This window comes from Streptomyces sp. A5-4, assembly GCF_051131715.1.
Classification (GTDB): Bacteria; Actinomycetota; Actinomycetes; order Streptomycetales; family Streptomycetaceae; genus Streptomyces.
Genome location: NZ_CP178591.1, coordinates 3,040,805 through 3,058,374, shown reverse-complemented (window position 1 = coordinate 3,058,374; position 17,570 = coordinate 3,040,805). Strand labels below are relative to the sequence as shown.

Here is a 17,570-nt window from a genome sequence, read left to right as displayed (position 1 = left end):
CGGCCGGGAGGGTGGCCCCTGGACGGGAGGGTGGCGGCCCGTAGGATCCAGGGAGTCAGCTCACTCCCTCGGTCAGGACGGCCCGCCTTGCCGCGCATGCTCAGGAAAGCCGCTCCCGTCGCGTTGCTCGCCGTCGCTCTCGCCGTCACCGGCTGCACCGAGGGCGGTGTGGGTGGCATGGGTGACGGGAGCAGTGCGTCGAGCGGGCGGGGCGGCGGCCCGGCGGGGGAACCGGGGTCCGCGCTCGCCGCCGTGCAGAAGCTCACCGTCAAGGGGCGCGCCCCCAAGACCGGCTACGGGCGCGAGGAGTTCGGCCGGGCCTGGGCAGACGTCGACGACAACGGGTGCGGGACGCGCGACGACATCCTCAAGCGGGACCTGACCGGCGAGCGTTTCAAGGCCGGGGTCAGGGGCGGGGACTGCGAGGTCGTGTCCGGGACGCTCACGGACGACCCGTACACGGGGCGGCGCGTGGAGTACATGCGCGGACGCAGCAAGGTCGACATCGACCATCTGGTCGCGCTCTCCGACGCCTGGCAGAAGGGCGCCCAGCAGTGGGGCCGCGGCAAGCGCGTCGCGCTCGCCAACGACCCGCTGAACCTGCTGGCCGTCGACTCCTCCGCCAACCGCCGCAAGAGCGACGGCGATACGGCGACCTGGCTGCCCGGCAACAAGGCGTACCGCTGCACGTATGTGGCGCGGCAGGTCGCCGTGAAGAAGAAGTATGAGCTGTGGGTGACCGGCGGCGAGCGCGACGCCATGAGACGCGTACTCTCCGGCTGCCCCGACGAACGGCTGCCCGCGGGCGGCGGACCCACCGACGCACCGGCCGGCCGCTGAGGGCCCTTTCCGCACCCACCGGGCCGGGCTCCGCCGGGCCGACCGGAGCCCCGTGAAGCGGCCGGCGGGCGGACAGTGATCCGGGCCACATCAGTTCCGTACAACCCAGGGGCCGTTGTCGGTGTCGGTGTATACGCTCGTAGTGCGTCCGCTCGCGCTTCGTCGTCCGGTCCGGGTCCGCGTCCCGGTGCACGTCCCCGCTCACGTCCCCGTTCTCGCCCCACCAGGTCTTCCAGGAGCAGCCATGCACGGCTCCGGCGCCGCGCCGCCCGCCCGTAATGACGGTGCCGTCATCGGTCTGCGGGTGCTGCTCGCCCTCTGCGGGGCGCTGAGCTGCGGCCTGCTGTCCTGCGTGCCGCTGTTCAGGATCGCGATGCTGCGGGGCAGGTGGTTCGACTGGGTGCTCGCCTGCGGAAGTCTGCCGGTGTCCTTCGCCGCCCTCTCTGTGGTCGGTTCGCTGCCCGAGGAGGATCCCAGGACCGATGTCGCCGTGGCGGTGGTGCTGCTGCTCGGCATGGCGAGCGCCGCGTACTTCCTGGTCTTCGACATCCGGCACCACAAGCAGGCGCCGGCTCTCGGCGCCGCCGGCCCCTACGGCCCGTACAGCAACACGGTCCCGCAGTACGGCTCGTACCCGAACCAGGTCCGCGACCCTGCGCCATATCAGCTCCCGCACCCGACGCCGAACCCGGGCCCGCCCCCGAATCCGTACGCGAACACCCCGGCCCCCGGGCCCTCGTACGGCTACCCGGCGACACCGCCCCCGCAACCCCAGCAGCAGCCTCCGCACCAGCGCCGGCGCCTCGACCAGGTCCGCGCCGAGCTCGACGAGCTGAGCGACTACCTCCGCAAGGACAGCGGCAGCGGTGGCGACAGCCGCGACGGTGAAGGCCGGTGAACGGGCGGATCATCGCCGGGCGCTACGAGCTGGCCACTGTCATCGGCCAGGGCGGCATGGGCCAGGTCTGGACGGCGTACGACCAGCGCCTCGACCGCCGCGTCGCGGTGAAGCTGCTGCGCCCCGACCGGATGGCCGCCGCCACCGCGGCCGAGGACATGCGCCGCCGCTTCGTGCGCGAGTGCCGCGTCACCGCCCAGGTCGACCACCCCGGCCTGGTCACCGTCCACGACGCGGGCAGTGACCACGACGACCTCTACCTCGTCATGCAGCACGTCGACGGGATCGACCTCGCCGACCACATCGCGAAGCACGATCCGTACCCCTGGCGGTGGGCCGTCGCTGCCGCCGCCCAGCTGTGCGCCGTGCTCTCCGCCGTGCACGCGGTGCCGATCGTCCACCGCGACCTCAAGCCGCGCAACATCATGGTGAAGCCCGACGGCACGCTCACCGTCCTCGACCTCGGCGTCGCCTCCGTCATCGACACCGACACCACCCGTCTCACCCACACCGGATCGCCCATCGGCAGCCCCGCCTACATGGCACCCGAGCAGGCGATGGGCGGCGCCGTCGGCCCGTACACCGACCTCTACGCACTGGGCGTGGTGCTGCACGAACTGCTCAGCGGGAATGTGCCGTTCGCGGGATCGACCGTCCTCGGCGTGCTGCACCGCCATCTCTACGAGGCGCCGCTCCCCGTCCGCCAACTGCGCCCCGAGATCCCGCAGCCGCTCGAAGCGCTCGTGCTGCACCTGCTCGCCAAGGACCCGCAGCACCGCCCGTCCTGCGCCCAGGAGGTCTACGAGTCGCTCGTCCCCCTCCTGCCCGCCCCCGCCCACGCCGTGCCCGCGCGCCCACTCGACCCGACCCGCCCCTTCCTGCGCCCGCACGCCCCCTGGCCCGACCGCGTCTCCGCGCCGCCCGCCGCGCAGCCCACGCCCACCCCCGCGCAGCCCGACATCGCGGGCGCCGTCGACGAGGTCAAGCAGCTGCTCGGCGAGGGGCGGATCACCCAGGCCGTGGACATCCTCGGCGGGATCCTGCCCGCCGCGGCAGCCCAGCACGGCGAGCGCTCCCCGGTCGTGCGCATCCTGCGCAAGCAGTACGCGGCGACGCTGCTCGACGACGGGCAGTACCGCCGCGCCCTGCCCGAGCTGCGGCGCCTCGCCGACGACCGGGCCGCCGACGCGGGCCCGGCCGACCCGCAGGCACTCCAGTTCCGCTACGACGCCGCGCAGTGCCTGGAGCAGCTCGGCGAGCCGGCCGCGGCCCTCGCCGAGTACCGCGGCCTCCTGCCGTACTACGAGAACCAGTACGCGACCGGCGCGCCCGGCACGGTCGACCCGACGGCCCGCGCGTTCGAGCTGCGCAACCGCATCGCGCACCTGCTGCTCGCGATGGGCGACCACACGCAGGCGCACGGCCAGTTGCAGTCGCTGCTCCACGACGCCGAGCGGGTGTACGGCGCGTACCACCCGCTGCCGGCCGAGGTGCGGCGCTCCCTGGACCGGCACCAGCAGATGCGCGGCGGGTAGCTCCGCTGCCCGGCGGTCAGCCGGCCCGCAGGAACGCGGACGTGGCGACCCGGCCCACCATCGTGAGCCTGCTGCCACCCGCCGCATGCTTCTCGAACGCGTCCTTGACGCCGGGCCAGCGCCCGTCGCCGTAGTCGTCGAGGACCACGATGCCGCCGGGCGCGGCGATCCGCTCGGCCCACTCCAGGTCGGCCAGCACCCCCTCGAAGGAGTGGTCGCCGTCCACCACGATCACGCCGTACCGGCGGTCGGAGATCTCGGATCGCACCTCGGGGTCCCCGGAGAAGCCCTGCCGGATCCGGGCCTCCACGCCCGAACGGCCGCCGCCGAGCGCCAGGTTGGCCCGTACGACGTCCTCCCGCACCGGGGTGCCCGTCGGCTCCTCGTAGTCGGTGGTGCCCGGCTGGAGCTGGGTGCCCGCGAGCGGATCGACGATCGTCAGCCTCGCCTCGATGCCCGTCCGGTGCAGCATGCGCATCAGCGCCGCGGCGAACAGCCCGTGCAGCGTGCCGATTTCCAGCACGTCGAGAGCCTCGCCGTCCCTCGGGGCGAGCAGCGGAACGGTGGCGAGCTTGCCGCACACATTGGACGTGCCGCCCGCCATCCGGCCCACCCCCAGCGCCTCCAGGGCCACCACATTGCGGTAGGCGACGGTGACATTGCGGCGTGCGCGTTCGCCCGCGTCCGTCACCGCGCCCACCTCGCGCACGAGCGCGTCGATCTGGTCGGGCGTCGGCATCCGGTGCTGGCCGCGCCCGGTGCGGTCGAGCAGCATGCCGAGCCCGTACTGCTTGCGCCGCAGCTCGGCCAGGTCCTTGCGGGTTGCTTCGAGATCGCCGCGCAGCCCTGAAGTGGTGCGGACGATGCGCTGGTCGACGAGTGCGGCGACGGGGCGCAGGGCCCACTTCGTCAGCCGGTTGCTCAGAAGAGATGGCATGGGGGATTCGCCTCTGGCTTCGGTCCTGGGTGTGGGGGGCAGGCGGCCGACCGTACGCCGGAGCTCATGCCGTGCGGGCCAAGGGCCGGTGGTCCTCGGATGAAGAGTGGGTGTCGTCGCCGTTGCGGCGGCGCGCGCGGCTGTGGGCCCGCAGCCGGGGGAGGGCGGCGACCGCGATGAGCACGAGCAGGGAGAGCCCGCCCGCGTACCCGCCGAGCCGCAGGCCCGGCGGGCTGAAGTCACAGGCCAGTGAGGTGGTTCGGCCGTCGAGGGGCACGGCGACGAGCCCCAGGTGGGTGTCGGCGGGGCGGGCCGCCGAGCCGTTCGCGGCGCAGCTCCAGCCCGCGATACGAGGCATGGCGAAGACGGCGGTTCCCCGGGCGCCCGGCGGCAGTTCGGCCCGTACGCCACTGTCGGAGACCCGGACGGAGCTCGCGCCGCTCGCGGTGAGGGCGGCCACGGCGCTGTCCAGCCGCTCCCGGTCCAGACAGCCGATGCTCCGCGCGGGCAGCTTCGCGCCCCCGGCCGCCGGATTCTTCGACGGGCCCTTCAGGGTGATCGCGACGCGGCCGTCGGCGGACACCCTGCCCAGCGGCTGCATCGCCGCGCGCCGCGCGGGCTGCCCGCCCCGCAGGTCGCTCTGCGGGCCGGAGCCCAGCCGGGCCGTCCCGAAGAAGTCGGGCGCCCACAGGAAGACCTCGCTGCCCGCCGGGCACGCGGCTCGCAGGGCGGCGCCGGTCCGCGTCGTGGGCGGCAGCGTATAGACCCGAGCGCCGAGCAGCGCCTCCTGGTTGCGGAACGGCGAGGCGCCGTAGCGCGGCGGCGGGCCGGGCGGGCGCACGGTGACCAGCGGCGGCGCGGGCGCGCGGGTCACCGTCACCGCGCGGTCGTCGGGCCGCGAGTGCCCCTGGTGCGGGTCGCGCGGCATGTGCACCCGCGCGCCGACCGAGAACACGGCGTCGGTCACCGGATTGTCCAGGCTCTGCACCGAACGGCCGCCCGAGGTCCAGCCCCCGCCGAGCGCGGCGAGCGTGCGGGTGAGGACGTCGGGCGTGTGGCTGCTGTAGTACGAGGCGCCCTGGCCGCCGACCAGCAACGGGTCGTTGCCGGTGCTCTGTTCACGCCCGGTCTCGGTGCGGAACGCGGGCCACTGGTCGGCGCCCTCCACCGCTCGCGCCTGCAACCGCTGGCGCTCGCCCCACGGCGCGTAGTCGTCGAGCCGCCCCAGCCGTTGCCGGTCGGAGTACGCCGTGGTCGCGGTCGCCTGCCCCACCTGCGCCCCCACCAGCAGCACCGCGGCGGCCACCCCGAGGATCCGGCGCCCCCGCCGGTCGGCCCGCGCCGCGAGCAGTACCGCGACCCCGGCCGCCAGGAGCCCGCCCACGAACAGTGGGTACGTCCAGGCGGTCAGATGCTCGCTGGTCACCGCACCCGCCGCGGCCAGTACCAGCACCCCGCCGCCGCCCAGCAGCGCACGGCGCCCCGGCCAGCCGTACGAGACCGACACCCACCCGGTGATCACCAGGATCCCGGCGAGCACGAAGGTCTGCCGGTACGGGCTGCCGTTCGGCGTCGCGAAGACGTGCCACACGAGATGCGTGGGCCCCCACTGCATGGACACCGCCACGGCCACCGTGAGCAGTGTCCAGGCCCGCCGCTCACGTCGGGGCGCCGCCCGGTTGAACACCAGCGTGCAGGCGAGCAGCAGCGCGCCGGTGCCGACAAAGACGGCGGGCGTGAAGAAGCTGTACGTCGCCGGGAGCATCCGCGCGAAGACGTCGGACCAGCCGGAGGGTGCGAACTCCCGTGTCCAGCCCGGATAGGAGTGGGTCGACCCGAGGAAGACGACGGCCAGGACGGGCGCGGCGAGACCGATGCCCAGCAGGGTGGTGCAGGCGGCGCGCAGCAGGACACGTACGCGCGCGCCGGCCGCCGACTCCTCGTCGAGGAGCAGTCGCAGCACCAGCACGAGCGCGGCCCCCAGCGTCGCCATGTACGCCGTGTAGAAGTTCGCGACCCACGCCAGGGCCACGAGCACCGGGCCCAGGACGCGATGGCGGCCCGTGCGCGCCCACTCGCCGACCAGGCACAGCAGCGGGAAGGCGATCAGGCCGTCCATCCACATCGGGTTGTAGATCGCCTCGGCGACGGCCCAGCCGCACAGCGCGTACGACGCCCCCAGGACGCCGGCGGCCCACCACCGGCCGCCGCCCTCGCGCAGCGCGAGCAGCAGCACGGTCATGGCGGCGGCGGCCACCGCCATCTTCAGGACGGTGATCGCGTACACCGCCAGGTCGATCTCGTCCCTCGGGAAGACCCCGACCAGCAGGGCGAAGGGGCTGCTGACGTACGTACCGAGGTCGGCCAGGAAGCTGGTCCCGTACCCGGACTGCCAGTTGAGCAGCGCCCCGCCGTCCGCGCGTCCGTGCAGCAGGTCCCACAGATGCGCGTGGTACGGCACGAACTGGTTGCCGAGGTCATTGACGCTGCGGGTGCGCGGCCCGAAGGGAAAGCTGCGGGCGACGGCGTCACCGGCGCACACGGCGGTCACGGTGATCAGCGCGGCGAGCGCCGCGGCCCGGATTCTGAACGCTTCCACGATCGACATGGACAACCTTTTACTGCGCGCGATACCGAATAAGCCAGCATGCGATGGAAAAAGAGATCTCTATGACACCGGGGAGACCCTCCCGTGGCGGAAATTCCGGCAAAAACCGTCGAATTCACCCGGCGGTCGCCTGCATTTCATTCGAATACGTGAAACCCGCCACATGCGGGAGCTGTTCTTCCCTGACTGCTTCGATCCGGGGGAGAGCCGTGCTCATCTCAATTGTCGTGCCGTGTTTCAACGAAGAGGAGATCATCGGCCGCTTCCACGAGCATGTGACCAAGGAACTCGGCGATCTCGGCCACCCCGTCGAGCTGGTGTATGTGGACGACGGGAGCAAGGACCGTACGCTCGCGATCCTCCAGGAGATCGCCCGGTCCGACCCGAGCACCCGCTATGTCTCCTTCAGCCGCAACTTCGGCAAGGAGGCGGCCATGCTGGCCGGCCTGCGCAGCGCGACGGGCGACGTGGTCGTCATCATGGACGCCGATCTCCAGCACCCTCCCGAACTGGTCCGCCGCATGGTGGCACTGCATGAGCAGGGCTTCGACCAGGTGATAGCCCGCCGGACCAGAAGGGGCGACCGGGTCACGCGTACGCTGACCGCTCGTGCGTACTACCGGCTCATCAACCGCATGGTCGACGTCGAGCTGGTCGACGGCGTCGGGGACTTCCGCATGCTCTCGCGCCGCAGTGTCGACGCCGTGCTCGAACTCACCGAGTACAACCGTTTCTCCAAGGGCCTGTTCGCCTGGGTCGGATTCACCACCGTCACCTTCGAGTACGAGAATGCCGTGCGCGAGGAGGGCCGCTCCAAATGGACCTTCTCGAAATTGCTCAACTACGGACTCGACGGCCTGCTCTCCTTCAATGACAAGCCGCTGCGCGCCGCGCTCTATCTCGGCATCGTGCTCCTCGCCATCGCCATGGCGTACTCGACGTGGATTGTCGGTGTCACCCTCGTGAACGGCGTGGAAACCCCCGGCTATGTGACGCTCCTGGTCGCCCTCACCGCGCTCGCCGGAGTGCAGATGATGATGATCGGGGTCGTCGGCGAATATGTCGGGCGGATCTATTACGAGGTGAAACGCCGCCCGCACTTTCTCGTGCAGGAAACCAATGTCGACGCCGCCCCCGGCGCTTCGCTGCCGCAGAACCGGGAGCTCGTCCACCGATGACCCGCCCGCCGACCACTCCGCCGCAGGCGCCCCGTGACGCGAGCCGTACGTCGGCCCGCGCGACGACGCTTCGCCAGCTGATCAGGTTCGCACTGGTCGGGGTGGTCAACACCGGTACGTACTACGGCTGCTACCTGCTGCTCCTGCCGTGGCTGCCGTACGTCGTCGCGCACGTCCTCGCCTTCGGGATCAGCATGACCGGCTCGTTCTTCCTGAACTGCCGCTTCACCTACAACACCCGCCCCACCTGGCGGAAGTTCCTGCTGTTCCCGCTCACCAACGCGGCCAATTTCGTGATCACCACCGGCGGCGTCTACCTGCTGGTGGACGTTCTGCACCACGGCAGTACGTACGCCCCGCTGATCGCCGCGTCCGCCGCGATCCCGATCACCTTCGTTCTCTCCCGGACGATCATGCTCAGCGGCACATCCCGGAACCGCGCATCCACGAACACGAGCGAATCGTTGGGCGAATCGGTGGCCCGGACCACTCCGACTGCCTAACATCGATCATCGCAAGGTCGTTCGTTGCACTGCCGCACGATCACCGCCGGGAGGCCCCCTTTGCACCGCCGCCGTCGCACCGCGCTCTCCGTCTCCACCGCACTGCTGGTCGCGGCGCCGTTCCTCGCCGCCTGCGGCAATGCGGCGCACCCAGGAGCGGCAGCCGTCGTCGGCGGTGACCGCATCGAAGTCTCCGCGCTCCAGTCGCAGGTCAAGGACGTACGCAAGGCCCAGCAGACATCCCCGCAGTCCGCCCAGCTCATCGGCGCCACCGGCCAGCTCGGCCGCGCCAAGCTCTACGACCTGATCGTCGACCGGGTCGTGGAGCGCGCCGCGGACGACGCGGGCGCGGGCGCGACCCGCAAGGAGATCCAGGCCGCCCGCGCGAGCGCGGCGCAGCAGTCGGGCGGCGCGGAGCAGCTCGCCGCGACGTACCTCCAGCAGCGCGGCATCGCCCCGGACCAGATCGACGACGCGATCCGCAGGGACGTCCTGGTGGGCAAGCTCGCCGCGGCGATCGGCGCGGGCAACAACCCCGAGGGCCAGCAGAAGGTGAACGCCGCCTTCGTCTCCGCGTCCAAGGCGCTGCACATCGACGTCAACCCGCGCTACGGCGCCTGGGACGACAAGAAGATGCAGCTCGGCGACTACAAGGCCCCATGGATCACCCAGGTCACCAAGGAAGAGGCCGCGCCGCCCCCGCAGCCGGCCGCGTAGCCGCGACCGGGTGCGGAGGGCGCCCGGCAGGACTGTCGTACGCCCGGGGTAGTTTCGACGGGTGACCACCGAGACACCCGCCGCCCCGGGCCGCATCGTCCTTCTCACCGCCAGCCACCGCGTCGCGCCCGGCCTGCTGTCCTGGCCCGCCTGGCAGACGCTGCACGCCGCGGACCGGGTGCTGTGTGCCGACGCGGGCCACCCGCAGCTGCCGTATCTGCGCGAGGCGGGAGTCACCGTCGAGCACGTGGCGCCGACTGCGCAGGAGCTCGTCGACGCGTGCGCGGGCGGCCGGACCGTCGTGGTGCTGCCCTCCGGCGAGGGCGACCAGGCCCTGACCGACGGGATCTCCCGGCTGGCCGGGTCGGGTCGCGTCCAGATGCCCGACCTGGAGCTGCTCCCCGGCTCCTACGACCTCCCCGGCGCCCGCCTCCTCGACCTGGTCCAGGTCATGGACCGGATCCGCCTCGCCTGCCCGTGGTCCTCGCAGCAGACCCACAAGGGCCTCGCGAAGTACGGCATCGAGGAGGCGTACGAGCTGGTCGAGGCGATCGAGGACGGCGACCGCGAGGAGCTGCGCGAGGAACTCGGCGACGTACTGCTCCAGGTCGTCTTCCACGCCCGCATCGCGCAGGAGGGCGGCCCGGAGGAAGGGGACGAGCCCTTCTCGATCGACGACGTCGCGGCGACCATCATCGACAAGCTGATCCACCGCCACCCGCACGTCTTCGGCGACGAGACCGCCGAGACCCCGGAGGACGTGAAGGAGCACTGGCTGCGCACCAAGGCGCAGGAGAAGCAGCGCGACTCGATCACCGACGGTGTCCCCCTCGGCCAGCCGGGCCTGGCACTCGCCGCGAAGCTGTCCTCGCGGGTCCGCCAGGCGGGCCTGGGCGTCACGCTCCCGACGGGTGAGGACATCGGGTACGAGCTGCTGGCCCTGGCCGTACGGGCGGAGGCGGCCGGCACCGACCCGGAGGCCGCCCTGCGCGCGGCGGCCCGCACGTACTGGGACGCGATCCGCGCGGCGGAGTAGGGACCCGACCGGCCCCCGGCGCGACCCGACCGGCCCCCGTCGCGACGCGGGGCCGGGGCCGCACGGGCCCCGGACGGCGCCCGGGTCGGTCCGGCGCCGCGCGCCGGATACGGTCGACGGCGTGCCGCACCAGCAGAACCTCCCCGCGTCCGCGCCCGAACTCTTCACCTGGGAGTTCGCCACTGACCCGTACCCCGCCTACGCCTGGCTGCGCGAGAACGCCCCCGTGCACCGGACGACGCTGCCCAGCGGGGTCGAGGCCTGGCTGGTGACCCGGTACGCCGACGCGCGCCAGGCGCTCGCCGACTCGCGGCTCTCCAAGAACCCGGCCCACCACACCGGGTCCGCGCACTCGAAGAAGAAGACCGGCATCCCCGGTGAGCGCAAGGCCGACCTGATGACGCATCTGCTGAACATCGACCCGCCGGACCACACCCGGCTGCGGCGGCTGGTGGCGAAGGCGTTCACGCCGCGCACGGTGGCCGCGTTCGCGCCGCGCGTGCAGGAGCTCACGGACCAGCTGATCGACGCCTTCGTGGAGAAGGGGGAGGCCGACCTCATCCACGACTTCGCCTTCCCGCTCCCCATCTACGCGATCTGCGACCTGCTCGGTGTGCCGCGCGAGGACCAGGACGACTTCCGCGACTGGGCCGGGATGATGCTGCGACATGTGAAGCCGGGGCACGGCGGCGGACCGCGCGGCGGCGTCGCACGGTCGGTGAAGAAGATGCGCAACTACCTGGCCGAACTGATCCACCGTAAAAGGGAGGAACCGGGCGACGACCTGATCTCCGGCCTGATCCAGGCCAGCGACCACGGTGAGCATCTGACGGAGAACGAGGCCGCGGCGATGGCGTTCATCCTCCTCTTCGCGGGCTTCGAGACGACGGTCAACCTCATCGGCAACGGTATGTACGCACTGCTGCGCAATCCGGTTCAACGCGAGCGGCTCCAGCAGGCCTTGGCCGAGGGCGACACGGAGCTGCTCGCCACCGGCGTCGAGGAACTCCTGCGCTACGACGGCCCGGTGGAGCTGGCGACCTGGCGGTACGCCACCGAGGCGCTGACGCTGGGCGGCGAGGACATCGCGGCGGGCGACCCCGTTCTGGTGGTGCTCGCCGCCGCCGACCGGGACCCCGAAAGGTTCAACGACCCGGACACGCTGGACCTCTCACGGACCGACAATCAGCACCTCGGCTACGGGCACGGCATCCACTACTGCCTCGGCGCACCGCTCGCGCGGCTGGAGGGACAGACGGCGCTCGCGACGCTGCTCCGGCGCCTTCCGGACTTGCGGCTTGCGGTGGAGCATGACGATTTGCGCTGGCGCGGGGGACTCATCATGCGCGGACTGCGCACGCTTCCGGTCGAGTTCGGGATGAAACAGGAGTGACGGGACGTCAATGTTGAGACCTTCACGTGATCTCTGCTGCATCGACTTGTAACAAACGTTCGAGTACGGCTACCTTCACCGTCATCTCAGCCGTCACTCGAAAGGCAACCGCATGCTCTCCGCGAACGGCCGGCATCGCCGCCCGCGTCAGGCTCCGGCCCTCGTCGTAGCGGCGGGAGTCGCCGGCTCGGCCATCGCCATCCCACTGCTCGGTGCCACCAGCGCGGGCGCGGCCGAAGCAGCGACCTGGGACCGGGTCGCCGAATGCGAGAGCGGCGGCATGTGGAGCGCCGACCTCGGTAACGGGTACTACGGCGGGCTCCAGTTCTCGCAGGACACCTGGAAGAGCTTCGGCGGTACGGCGTACGCGCCGCGCGCCGACCTCGCCAGCCGCTCGCAGCAGATCCAGATCGCGGACAAGGTGCTCGCCGACCAGGGCCCGCAGGCCTGGCCGAGCTGCTCGGTGATCTCGGGCCTGGCGGCGGGCGACAACGCCGAGCCGGCCGACGGCGCCACCGCGCCGAAGCCGTCGGACACCCCGGACCCGGCCGAGGCCGACGGGGCCGAGGACGTGAAGGGAACGACGGGGGACCCGGCGAAGCCGAAGACGGGCGACTCCGCGAAGTCGACCGACTCCGCCGACCCGACCGCGCCCCCCGCGTCCGCGACGCCCTCCCAGGCCCCCCGGAAGCCCGCGGAGAAGTCCGCGGCGCCCACCACCGAAGAGGGCACGCCGCAGGGCAAGCACCGCGGCGGGAAGGCCGAGGAGCCCGGCGAGAGCGCCGAAGCCGCCACCGGACATGCGGATGAGTCGCGTGAATCGGGGCGTCATGCCTCACGAGGTGACGGATCGGCACGTGACGCGGACGACGCCGTCGCCACGGACGGCGAGTACGTCGTCGTCGCCGGTGACAGCCTCTGGACCATCGCCGACACGCACGACGTCTCGGGCGGCTGGTCGGCGATCTACGAGGCGAACGAGGGTGTCGTCGGCTCCGACGCGGACCTCATCCGCCCCGGCCAGAGCCTTGATCTGACCGCGAAGCAGGGGTAGTTCGCGGTCGAATGTCCGGTTTGGCGCCAGTGAGACAAGGGTCTCTTTGTCTCAACTGGCGTGTCCCGCCGACAAGCCCTCCTCGTGTCGCCTCTGACCTGCACGGATGCCCTCGCCGCGGAAGCAAGTAAGGGGGATATCTCCCTGATGTTCGCCTTTGGACATCAGGGAGTCGTGTGTTTACGGTCGGACCGCTCGCCACCGCGGGCCCCGTCGACCGTCACGCCGAATCCTGCCGTCGGTCGGGGGGAACCGACGCGTAAAGCGCCGTAGGCAGGAGCGGGGGACCCAGGTAAGCGCCGGGCCCGGCCGTCGAGAGACGAACCGGAACCGGCTAGGGGTAAAGCTGCGCATCCGTACGTGCAGCCGGGCAACTCACTTGGCCCGAACCCGACAGCTCACCTCGTAGGCGTCGGTGAGGAGATGTCACATGCTGTTTTCCAGCAAGGCCAAGCACCGTCGCCCGTCCAAGGCCACCCGTGTCGCCGCGCTCGCCGGCATCAGCGGCGCTGTCATCGCCGCCCCGCTGATGGGCGCGTCCTCCGCCTCGGCGGCCTCCGTCGAGACGTGGGACGCCGTCGCCCAGTGCGAGTCCGGCGGCAACTGGTCCATCGACACCGGCAACGGCTACTCGGGCGGCCTGCAGTTCTCGCCGTCCAGCTGGGCCGCAGCGGGCGGTACGCAGTACGCCCCGAGCGCCGCCCAGGCCTCCAAGAGCCAGCAGATCGCTGCTGCCGAGCGTCTCCTCGACCTCCAGGGCCCGGGTGCCTGGGCATGCGCCGGCGCCGGTGGCCTCACCAACGACGGTGTGGACCCGGGTGTCGACGCCTCGGGCTCCGACACGCAGAAGCAGGCCGAGCCGCAGCAGGAGCAGAAGCAGGCCGAGCCGCGCGCCGCCGAGCAGCCCGCCTCGCGCAGCGAGGTCCGCTCCGCCCCGCAGGCCGAGGCCAAGGCCGCCGCCCCCATCAAGAAGGGCGACGGCGAGTACAAGGTCAAGGCCGGCGACACCCTCGGCAAGATCGCCAAGGCCGAGAAGGTCAAGGGCGGCTGGGACAAGGTCTTCGAGCTGAACAAGGACATCGTCACCGACGCCGATGTCATCTACCCGGGCCAGCAGCTGCACCTCAAGTGAGCTCGAATCTGAGCAGCTGAGCGGCTGAGGGGCTCGCCCCACAGAACCACCCCGGCCCGGCGCGTTCTCCCCCGTACGCGCCGGGCCGGGGTTTCGTCATTATTTGCCCCGGCAAGTGCGTGTTCTTGTCCCAGGGAACGGGCGATCGGCCGGTTGATGCCCCCGAGCCGGTTAGGCTCTTGGCGCAAGGCCAAAGTGACCCTGCACCCCTAGCGTCACACCCCATAAGGAGATGCTCTCGTGCCGTCCATCGACGTCGTCGTAGCCCGGGAAATCCTGGACTCCCGAGGCAACCCCACGGTCGAGGTCGAGGTCGGCCTCGACGACGGCAGCACCGGTCGTGCTGCCGTTCCCTCCGGTGCTTCCACCGGCGCGTTCGAGGCCGTCGAACTTCGCGACGGTGACCCGAACCGCTACCTCGGCAAGGGCGTCGAGAAGGCAGTCCTCGCCGTCATCGAGCAGATCGGCCCGGAGCTCGTCGGCTACGACGCCACCGAGCAGCGCCTGATCGACCAGGCCATGTGCGACCTGGATGCCACTGAGAACAAGGGCTCGCTCGGCGCGAACGCCATCCTCGGCGTCTCGCTCGCCGTCGCGCACGCCGCTTCCGAGGCGTCCGACCTGCCGCTCTTCCGCTACCTCGGCGGACCCAACGCGCACCTGCTGCCCGTCCCGATGATGAACATCCTCAACGGTGGGTCGCACGCCGACTCCAACGTGGACATTCAGGAATTCATGATCGCGCCGATCGGCGCGGAGTCCTTCTCCGAGGCGCTGCGCTGGGGCACGGAGGTCTACCACACCCTCAAGTCCGTCCTGAAGACCAAGGGCCTGTCCACCGGCCTCGGCGACGAGGGCGGCTTCGCCCCGAACCTGGACTCCAACCGCGCCGCGCTCGACCTCATCCTTGAGGCCATCGCGCAGGCCGGTTACATCCCGGGCGAGCAGATCGCGCTCGCGCTCGACGTCGCCGCGTCCGAGTTCTACAAGGACGGCGCGTACGAGTTCGAGGGCAAGTCCCGCTCGGCCGCCGAGATGACCGAGTACTACGAGGAGCTCGTCGCCTCGTACCCGCTCGTCTCCATCGAGGACCCGCTGTACGAGGACGACTGGGCGGGCTGGAAGGTCCTCACCGACAAGCTGGGCAGCAAGGTCCAGATCGTCGGCGACGACCTCTTCGTCACCAACCCGGAGCGGCTGGCCCGCGGCATCGAGGAAGGCGCCGCCAACTCGCTGCTCGTCAAGGTCAACCAGATCGGTTCGCTGACCGAGACCCTGGACGCCGTCGAGCTCGCGCAGCGCAGCGGCTTCAAGTGCATGATGTCGCACCGCTCCGGCGAGACCGAGGACGTCACCATCGCCGACCTGGCCGTCGCCACCAACTGCGGCCAGATCAAGACCGGCGCCCCGGCCCGCTCCGAGCGCGTCGCCAAGTACAACCAGCTGCTGCGCATCGAGGAGATCCTCGACGACGCCGCGGTGTACGCCGGCCGCAGCGCGTTCCCGCGCTTCCGCACCGGTCAGTAGGAACACCAGCAGGTAGTAACCGGGGCCGACCGCCCTGTCGTACGTACGTCCCCGCACTCGGTCCCGTACCGTGTCCGGGGACGTCCGTGCGTGGGCGTGCGTACGCCTGCGTAAAGGGGAGACGAGGCCATGGCTGGGAAGAACCGGGACCGGTTCTCCACCGCGACCAGGCTCAAGCTGCTCGGTGAGCAGACCGCCGCCCGCGTCTACCGCTCGCAGAACCGCCGCCAGGCCCGCCGCTCCCGGCTCACCGGCCGGGCCGCGCTGCTGGTGCTTGTGCTCTGTTCGCTGATCGTGGCCCTCGCCTACCCGATGCGGCAGTACGTGTCGCAGCGCGGCGAGATCACCCAGGAGCAGCAGCGGATGCGTGAGGCCGGCGGCCGGGTCGAGGAGCTGCGGGACGAGAAGGCCCGCCTCCAGGACGACGTGTACGTCGAGCGTCTCGCCCGGGAGCACCTGCATCTGGTGAAGCCGGGGGAGACGGGCTACACCGTCTTCGACCCCGACGCGCGCGACAAGCGCCGCACCGACGACGGCGCGGCCGACCGCCCCTGGTACGACAACTTCTGGGACGGCGTGGACGAAGCCGACCGCCCGGACCAGCAGCCGTAGCCGGTAGCACCTCCGCCACCACGAACCACGAACACGAAGGCACGAAAGCTCGCATGGAAGCCGCACCCCCGACCACTCCGCGCACCGAGCCCACCGACGCGGACATCGCCGCGTTCAAGCTCCAGCTCGGCCGCCCGCCGCGCGGCCTGCGTGCCATCGCGCACCGCTGCCCGTGCGGCCTGCCCGACGTGGTCGAGACGGCCCCGCGGCTGGAGGACGGCACGCCGTTCCCGACGCTGTACTACCTGACCTGCCCGCGCGCCGCGTCCGCGATCGGCACGCTGGAGGCCGACGGCCTGATGAAGGAGATGACGGCCAGGCTCGCCGAGGACCCCGAGCTGGCCGCCGCCTACCGCGCGGCCCACGAGGACTACATCCGGCGCCGTGACCTCATCGAGGTCCTGGAGGGCTTCCCGAGCGCGGGCGGCATGCCGGACCGGGTGAAGTGCCTGCACGTCCTGGTCGGCCACTCGCTGGCCGCGGGACCCGGCGTGAACCCGCTCGGCGACGAGGCCATCGCGAAGCTGCCCGCCGACTGGTGGGCCAAGGGCCCGTGCGTGACGCCCTGCACCGACAAGTCGCGGGCGCCGGCCACCGACATTGCACAGGTCACCGACAGGGCCCAGGCATGACCCGCGTCGCCGCGATCGACTGCGGTACGAACTCCATCCGGCTGCTCGTCGCGGACGCCGATCCGGCCACCGGCGAGCTCGTCGACATCGACCGCCGGATGCGGATCGTGCGCCTGGGCCAGGACGTCGACCGCACCGGTCGCCTCGCCCCCGAGGCGCTGGAGCGCACCTTCGCCGCCTGCCGGGAGTACGCGCAGGTCATCAAGGCGCACGGCGCCGAGAAGGTCCGCTTCGTGGCGACCTCCGCCTCGCGCGACGCGGAGAACCGCGACGACTTCGTGCGCGGCGTCCTCGACATCCTGGGCGTCGAGCCCGAGGTGGTCACCGGCGACCAGGAGGCCGAGCTCTCCTTCACCGGGGCGACCAGGGAGCTCACGGGCCGCGCCGACCTGCCCAGGCCGTACCTCGTGGTGGACATCGGCGGTGGCTCGACGGAGTTCGTCGTCGGCGACGACCGGGTGCGGGCCGCCCACTCGGTCGACATCGGTTGCGTGCGGATGACCGAGCGCCACCTCGTCCACGACGGGGTCACCTCCGACCCGCCCACCCTCGGCGGGATCACCGCGATCCGCGCCGACATCCGGGCCGCCCTGGACCGCGCCGAGGAACGGGTGCCGCTCGGTGAGGCCCGCACCCTGGTCGGGCTCGCGGGGTCGGTGACGACGGTCGCGGCCGTCGCACTGGGCCTCGACACCTACGACCCGTCGGTGATCCACCACGCCCGGATCTCCTACGAGCGGGTCAAGGAGGTCACCGGGATGCTGCTCACCTCGACCCACGAGGAGCGGGCCGCGATCCCCGTCATGCATCCGGGGCGGGTGGACGTCATCGTGGCGGGCGCGCTCGTACTGCTCGCGATCATGGAGCGGGTGGGGGCTGCGGAAGTGGTCGTCAGCGAGCACGACATCCTCGACGGCATCGCTTTCAAGATGGCGGAACAGCCGAGGAAGTGACCAAGATCGACTCTG

The 17,570-nt window shown here is 71.5% G+C and carries 16 protein-coding genes and 1 riboswitch; of the genes, 14 read left to right on the top strand and 2 right to left on the bottom strand.

What is annotated here, in order from left to right; all coding sequences use genetic code 11:
* Positions 1 to 96 precede the first annotated feature (96 nt).
* The 3 genes from ACLLJJ_RS14045 (at position 97) to ACLLJJ_RS14035 (ending at position 3,273) form a co-directional block, all read left to right on the top strand.
* Positions 97 to 840: an HNH endonuclease family protein gene (locus ACLLJJ_RS14045; protein WP_434590633.1), complete on the top strand. Its 744-nt coding sequence runs from the start codon at positions 97 to 99 to the stop codon at positions 838 to 840.
* A 244-nt stretch (positions 841 to 1,084) separates the two neighbouring features.
* Positions 1,085 to 1,738, top strand: coding sequence for a hypothetical protein (locus tag ACLLJJ_RS14040; RefSeq protein WP_434590630.1), 654 nt, complete (start codon positions 1,085 to 1,087; stop codon positions 1,736 to 1,738).
* On the top strand, positions 1,735 to 3,273 hold the full coding sequence (locus ACLLJJ_RS14035) for a protein kinase domain-containing protein (protein ID WP_434590628.1): 1,539 nt from the start codon (positions 1,735 to 1,737) through the stop codon (positions 3,271 to 3,273). The genes ACLLJJ_RS14040 and ACLLJJ_RS14035 overlap by 4 nt, the downstream gene beginning before the upstream one ends.
* A 16-nt stretch (positions 3,274 to 3,289) precedes the next feature.
* Here ACLLJJ_RS14035 and ACLLJJ_RS14030 read toward each other — a convergent pair whose 3' ends face one another.
* Together ACLLJJ_RS14030 and ACLLJJ_RS14025 are read right to left on the bottom strand one after the other, a co-directional pair.
* Complete coding sequence (locus tag ACLLJJ_RS14030; RefSeq protein WP_434590625.1) at positions 3,290 to 4,210, bottom strand: class I SAM-dependent methyltransferase; 921 nt, start codon at positions 4,208 to 4,210, stop codon at positions 3,290 to 3,292.
* Positions 4,211 to 4,274: 64 nt separating this feature from the next.
* Entirely contained in the window at positions 4,275 to 6,818 is a 2,544-nt protein-coding gene (locus ACLLJJ_RS14025; protein WP_434590623.1) for a YfhO family protein, read from the bottom strand.
* A 209-nt stretch (positions 6,819 to 7,027) separates the two neighbouring features.
* Between ACLLJJ_RS14025 and ACLLJJ_RS14020 the strand changes: the two genes are divergently transcribed.
* The 11 genes from ACLLJJ_RS14020 to ACLLJJ_RS13970 all read left to right on the top strand — a co-directional run bounded on the left by ACLLJJ_RS14020 (position 7,028) and on the right by ACLLJJ_RS13970 (position 17,555).
* Complete coding sequence (locus ACLLJJ_RS14020) at positions 7,028 to 7,996, top strand: glycosyltransferase family 2 protein (RefSeq protein WP_434590621.1); 969 nt, start codon at positions 7,028 to 7,030, stop codon at positions 7,994 to 7,996.
* A gap of 77 nt (positions 7,997 to 8,073) precedes the next feature.
* On the top strand, positions 8,074 to 8,499 hold the full coding sequence (locus tag ACLLJJ_RS14015) for a GtrA family protein (RefSeq protein ID WP_434600410.1): 426 nt from the start codon (positions 8,074 to 8,076) through the stop codon (positions 8,497 to 8,499).
* Between the two features lie 60 nt (positions 8,500 to 8,559).
* Positions 8,560 to 9,216, top strand: coding sequence for a SurA N-terminal domain-containing protein (locus ACLLJJ_RS14010; protein ID WP_434590619.1), 657 nt, complete (start codon positions 8,560 to 8,562; stop codon positions 9,214 to 9,216).
* Positions 9,217 to 9,277: 61 nt separating this feature from the next.
* Positions 9,278 to 10,252 (top strand): nucleoside triphosphate pyrophosphohydrolase, encoded by a 975-nt coding sequence (locus ACLLJJ_RS14005; RefSeq protein WP_434590617.1) that lies wholly within the window; start codon positions 9,278 to 9,280, stop codon positions 10,250 to 10,252.
* 121 nt (positions 10,253 to 10,373) lie between these two features.
* A complete protein-coding gene (locus ACLLJJ_RS14000) occupies positions 10,374 to 11,645 on the top strand; it encodes a cytochrome P450 family protein (protein ID WP_434590615.1) in 1,272 nt (423 codons plus the stop codon).
* 112 nt (positions 11,646 to 11,757) lie between these two features.
* Positions 11,758 to 12,699 carry a transglycosylase family protein gene (locus ACLLJJ_RS13995; RefSeq protein WP_434590613.1) on the top strand — a complete coding sequence of 314 codons (942 nt, stop codon included), beginning with the start codon at positions 11,758 to 11,760 and terminating at the stop codon, positions 12,697 to 12,699.
* A gap of 255 nt (positions 12,700 to 12,954) precedes the next feature.
* Positions 12,955 to 13,126, top strand: a riboswitch (cyclic di-AMP (ydaO/yuaA leader).
* A gap of 3 nt (positions 13,127 to 13,129) precedes the next feature.
* A complete protein-coding gene (locus tag ACLLJJ_RS13990) occupies positions 13,130 to 13,831 on the top strand; it encodes a transglycosylase family protein (RefSeq protein ID WP_434590611.1) in 702 nt (233 codons plus the stop codon).
* Between the two features lie 240 nt (positions 13,832 to 14,071).
* On the top strand, positions 14,072 to 15,358 hold the full coding sequence (gene eno / locus ACLLJJ_RS13985; RefSeq protein WP_434590610.1) for a phosphopyruvate hydratase: 1,287 nt from the start codon (positions 14,072 to 14,074) through the stop codon (positions 15,356 to 15,358).
* Between the two features lie 129 nt (positions 15,359 to 15,487).
* Positions 15,488 to 15,970, top strand: a complete 483-nt coding sequence (locus ACLLJJ_RS13980; RefSeq protein WP_434590609.1) for an FtsB family cell division protein — start codon at positions 15,488 to 15,490, stop codon at positions 15,968 to 15,970.
* A 53-nt stretch (positions 15,971 to 16,023) separates the two neighbouring features.
* Positions 16,024 to 16,602, top strand: coding sequence for a DUF501 domain-containing protein (locus tag ACLLJJ_RS13975; protein WP_434590606.1), 579 nt, complete (start codon positions 16,024 to 16,026; stop codon positions 16,600 to 16,602).
* Positions 16,599 to 17,555 carry a Ppx/GppA phosphatase family protein gene (locus ACLLJJ_RS13970; protein WP_434590603.1) on the top strand — a complete coding sequence of 319 codons (957 nt, stop codon included), beginning with the start codon at positions 16,599 to 16,601 and terminating at the stop codon, positions 17,553 to 17,555. Before ACLLJJ_RS13975 ends, ACLLJJ_RS13970 begins: the two co-directional genes overlap by 4 nt.
* Positions 17,556 to 17,570 lie beyond the last annotated feature (15 nt).

Excerpts from the sequence above, each read along its gene's own strand:
- ACLLJJ_RS14045 (WP_434590633.1), top strand. The coding sequence starts at position 97 with ATGCTCAGGAAAGCCGCTCCCGTCGCGTTGCTCGCCGTCGCTCTCGCC.
- ACLLJJ_RS14040 (WP_434590630.1), top strand. The coding sequence starts at position 1,085 with ATGCACGGCTCCGGCGCCGCGCCGCCCGCCCGTAATGACGGTGCCGTC.
- ACLLJJ_RS14030 (WP_434590625.1), bottom strand. The coding sequence starts at position 4,210 with ATGCCATCTCTTCTGAGCAACCGGCTGACGAAGTGGGCCCTGCGCCCC.
- ACLLJJ_RS14025 (WP_434590623.1), bottom strand. The coding sequence starts at position 6,818 with ATGTCGATCGTGGAAGCGTTCAGAATCCGGGCCGCGGCGCTCGCCGCG.
- ACLLJJ_RS13995 (WP_434590613.1), top strand. The coding sequence starts at position 11,758 with ATGCTCTCCGCGAACGGCCGGCATCGCCGCCCGCGTCAGGCTCCGGCC.
- ACLLJJ_RS13990 (WP_434590611.1), top strand. The coding sequence starts at position 13,130 with ATGCTGTTTTCCAGCAAGGCCAAGCACCGTCGCCCGTCCAAGGCCACC.
- ACLLJJ_RS13980 (WP_434590609.1), top strand. The coding sequence starts at position 15,488 with ATGGCTGGGAAGAACCGGGACCGGTTCTCCACCGCGACCAGGCTCAAG.
- ACLLJJ_RS13975 (WP_434590606.1), top strand. The coding sequence starts at position 16,024 with ATGGAAGCCGCACCCCCGACCACTCCGCGCACCGAGCCCACCGACGCG.
- ACLLJJ_RS13970 (WP_434590603.1), top strand. The coding sequence starts at position 16,599 with ATGACCCGCGTCGCCGCGATCGACTGCGGTACGAACTCCATCCGGCTG.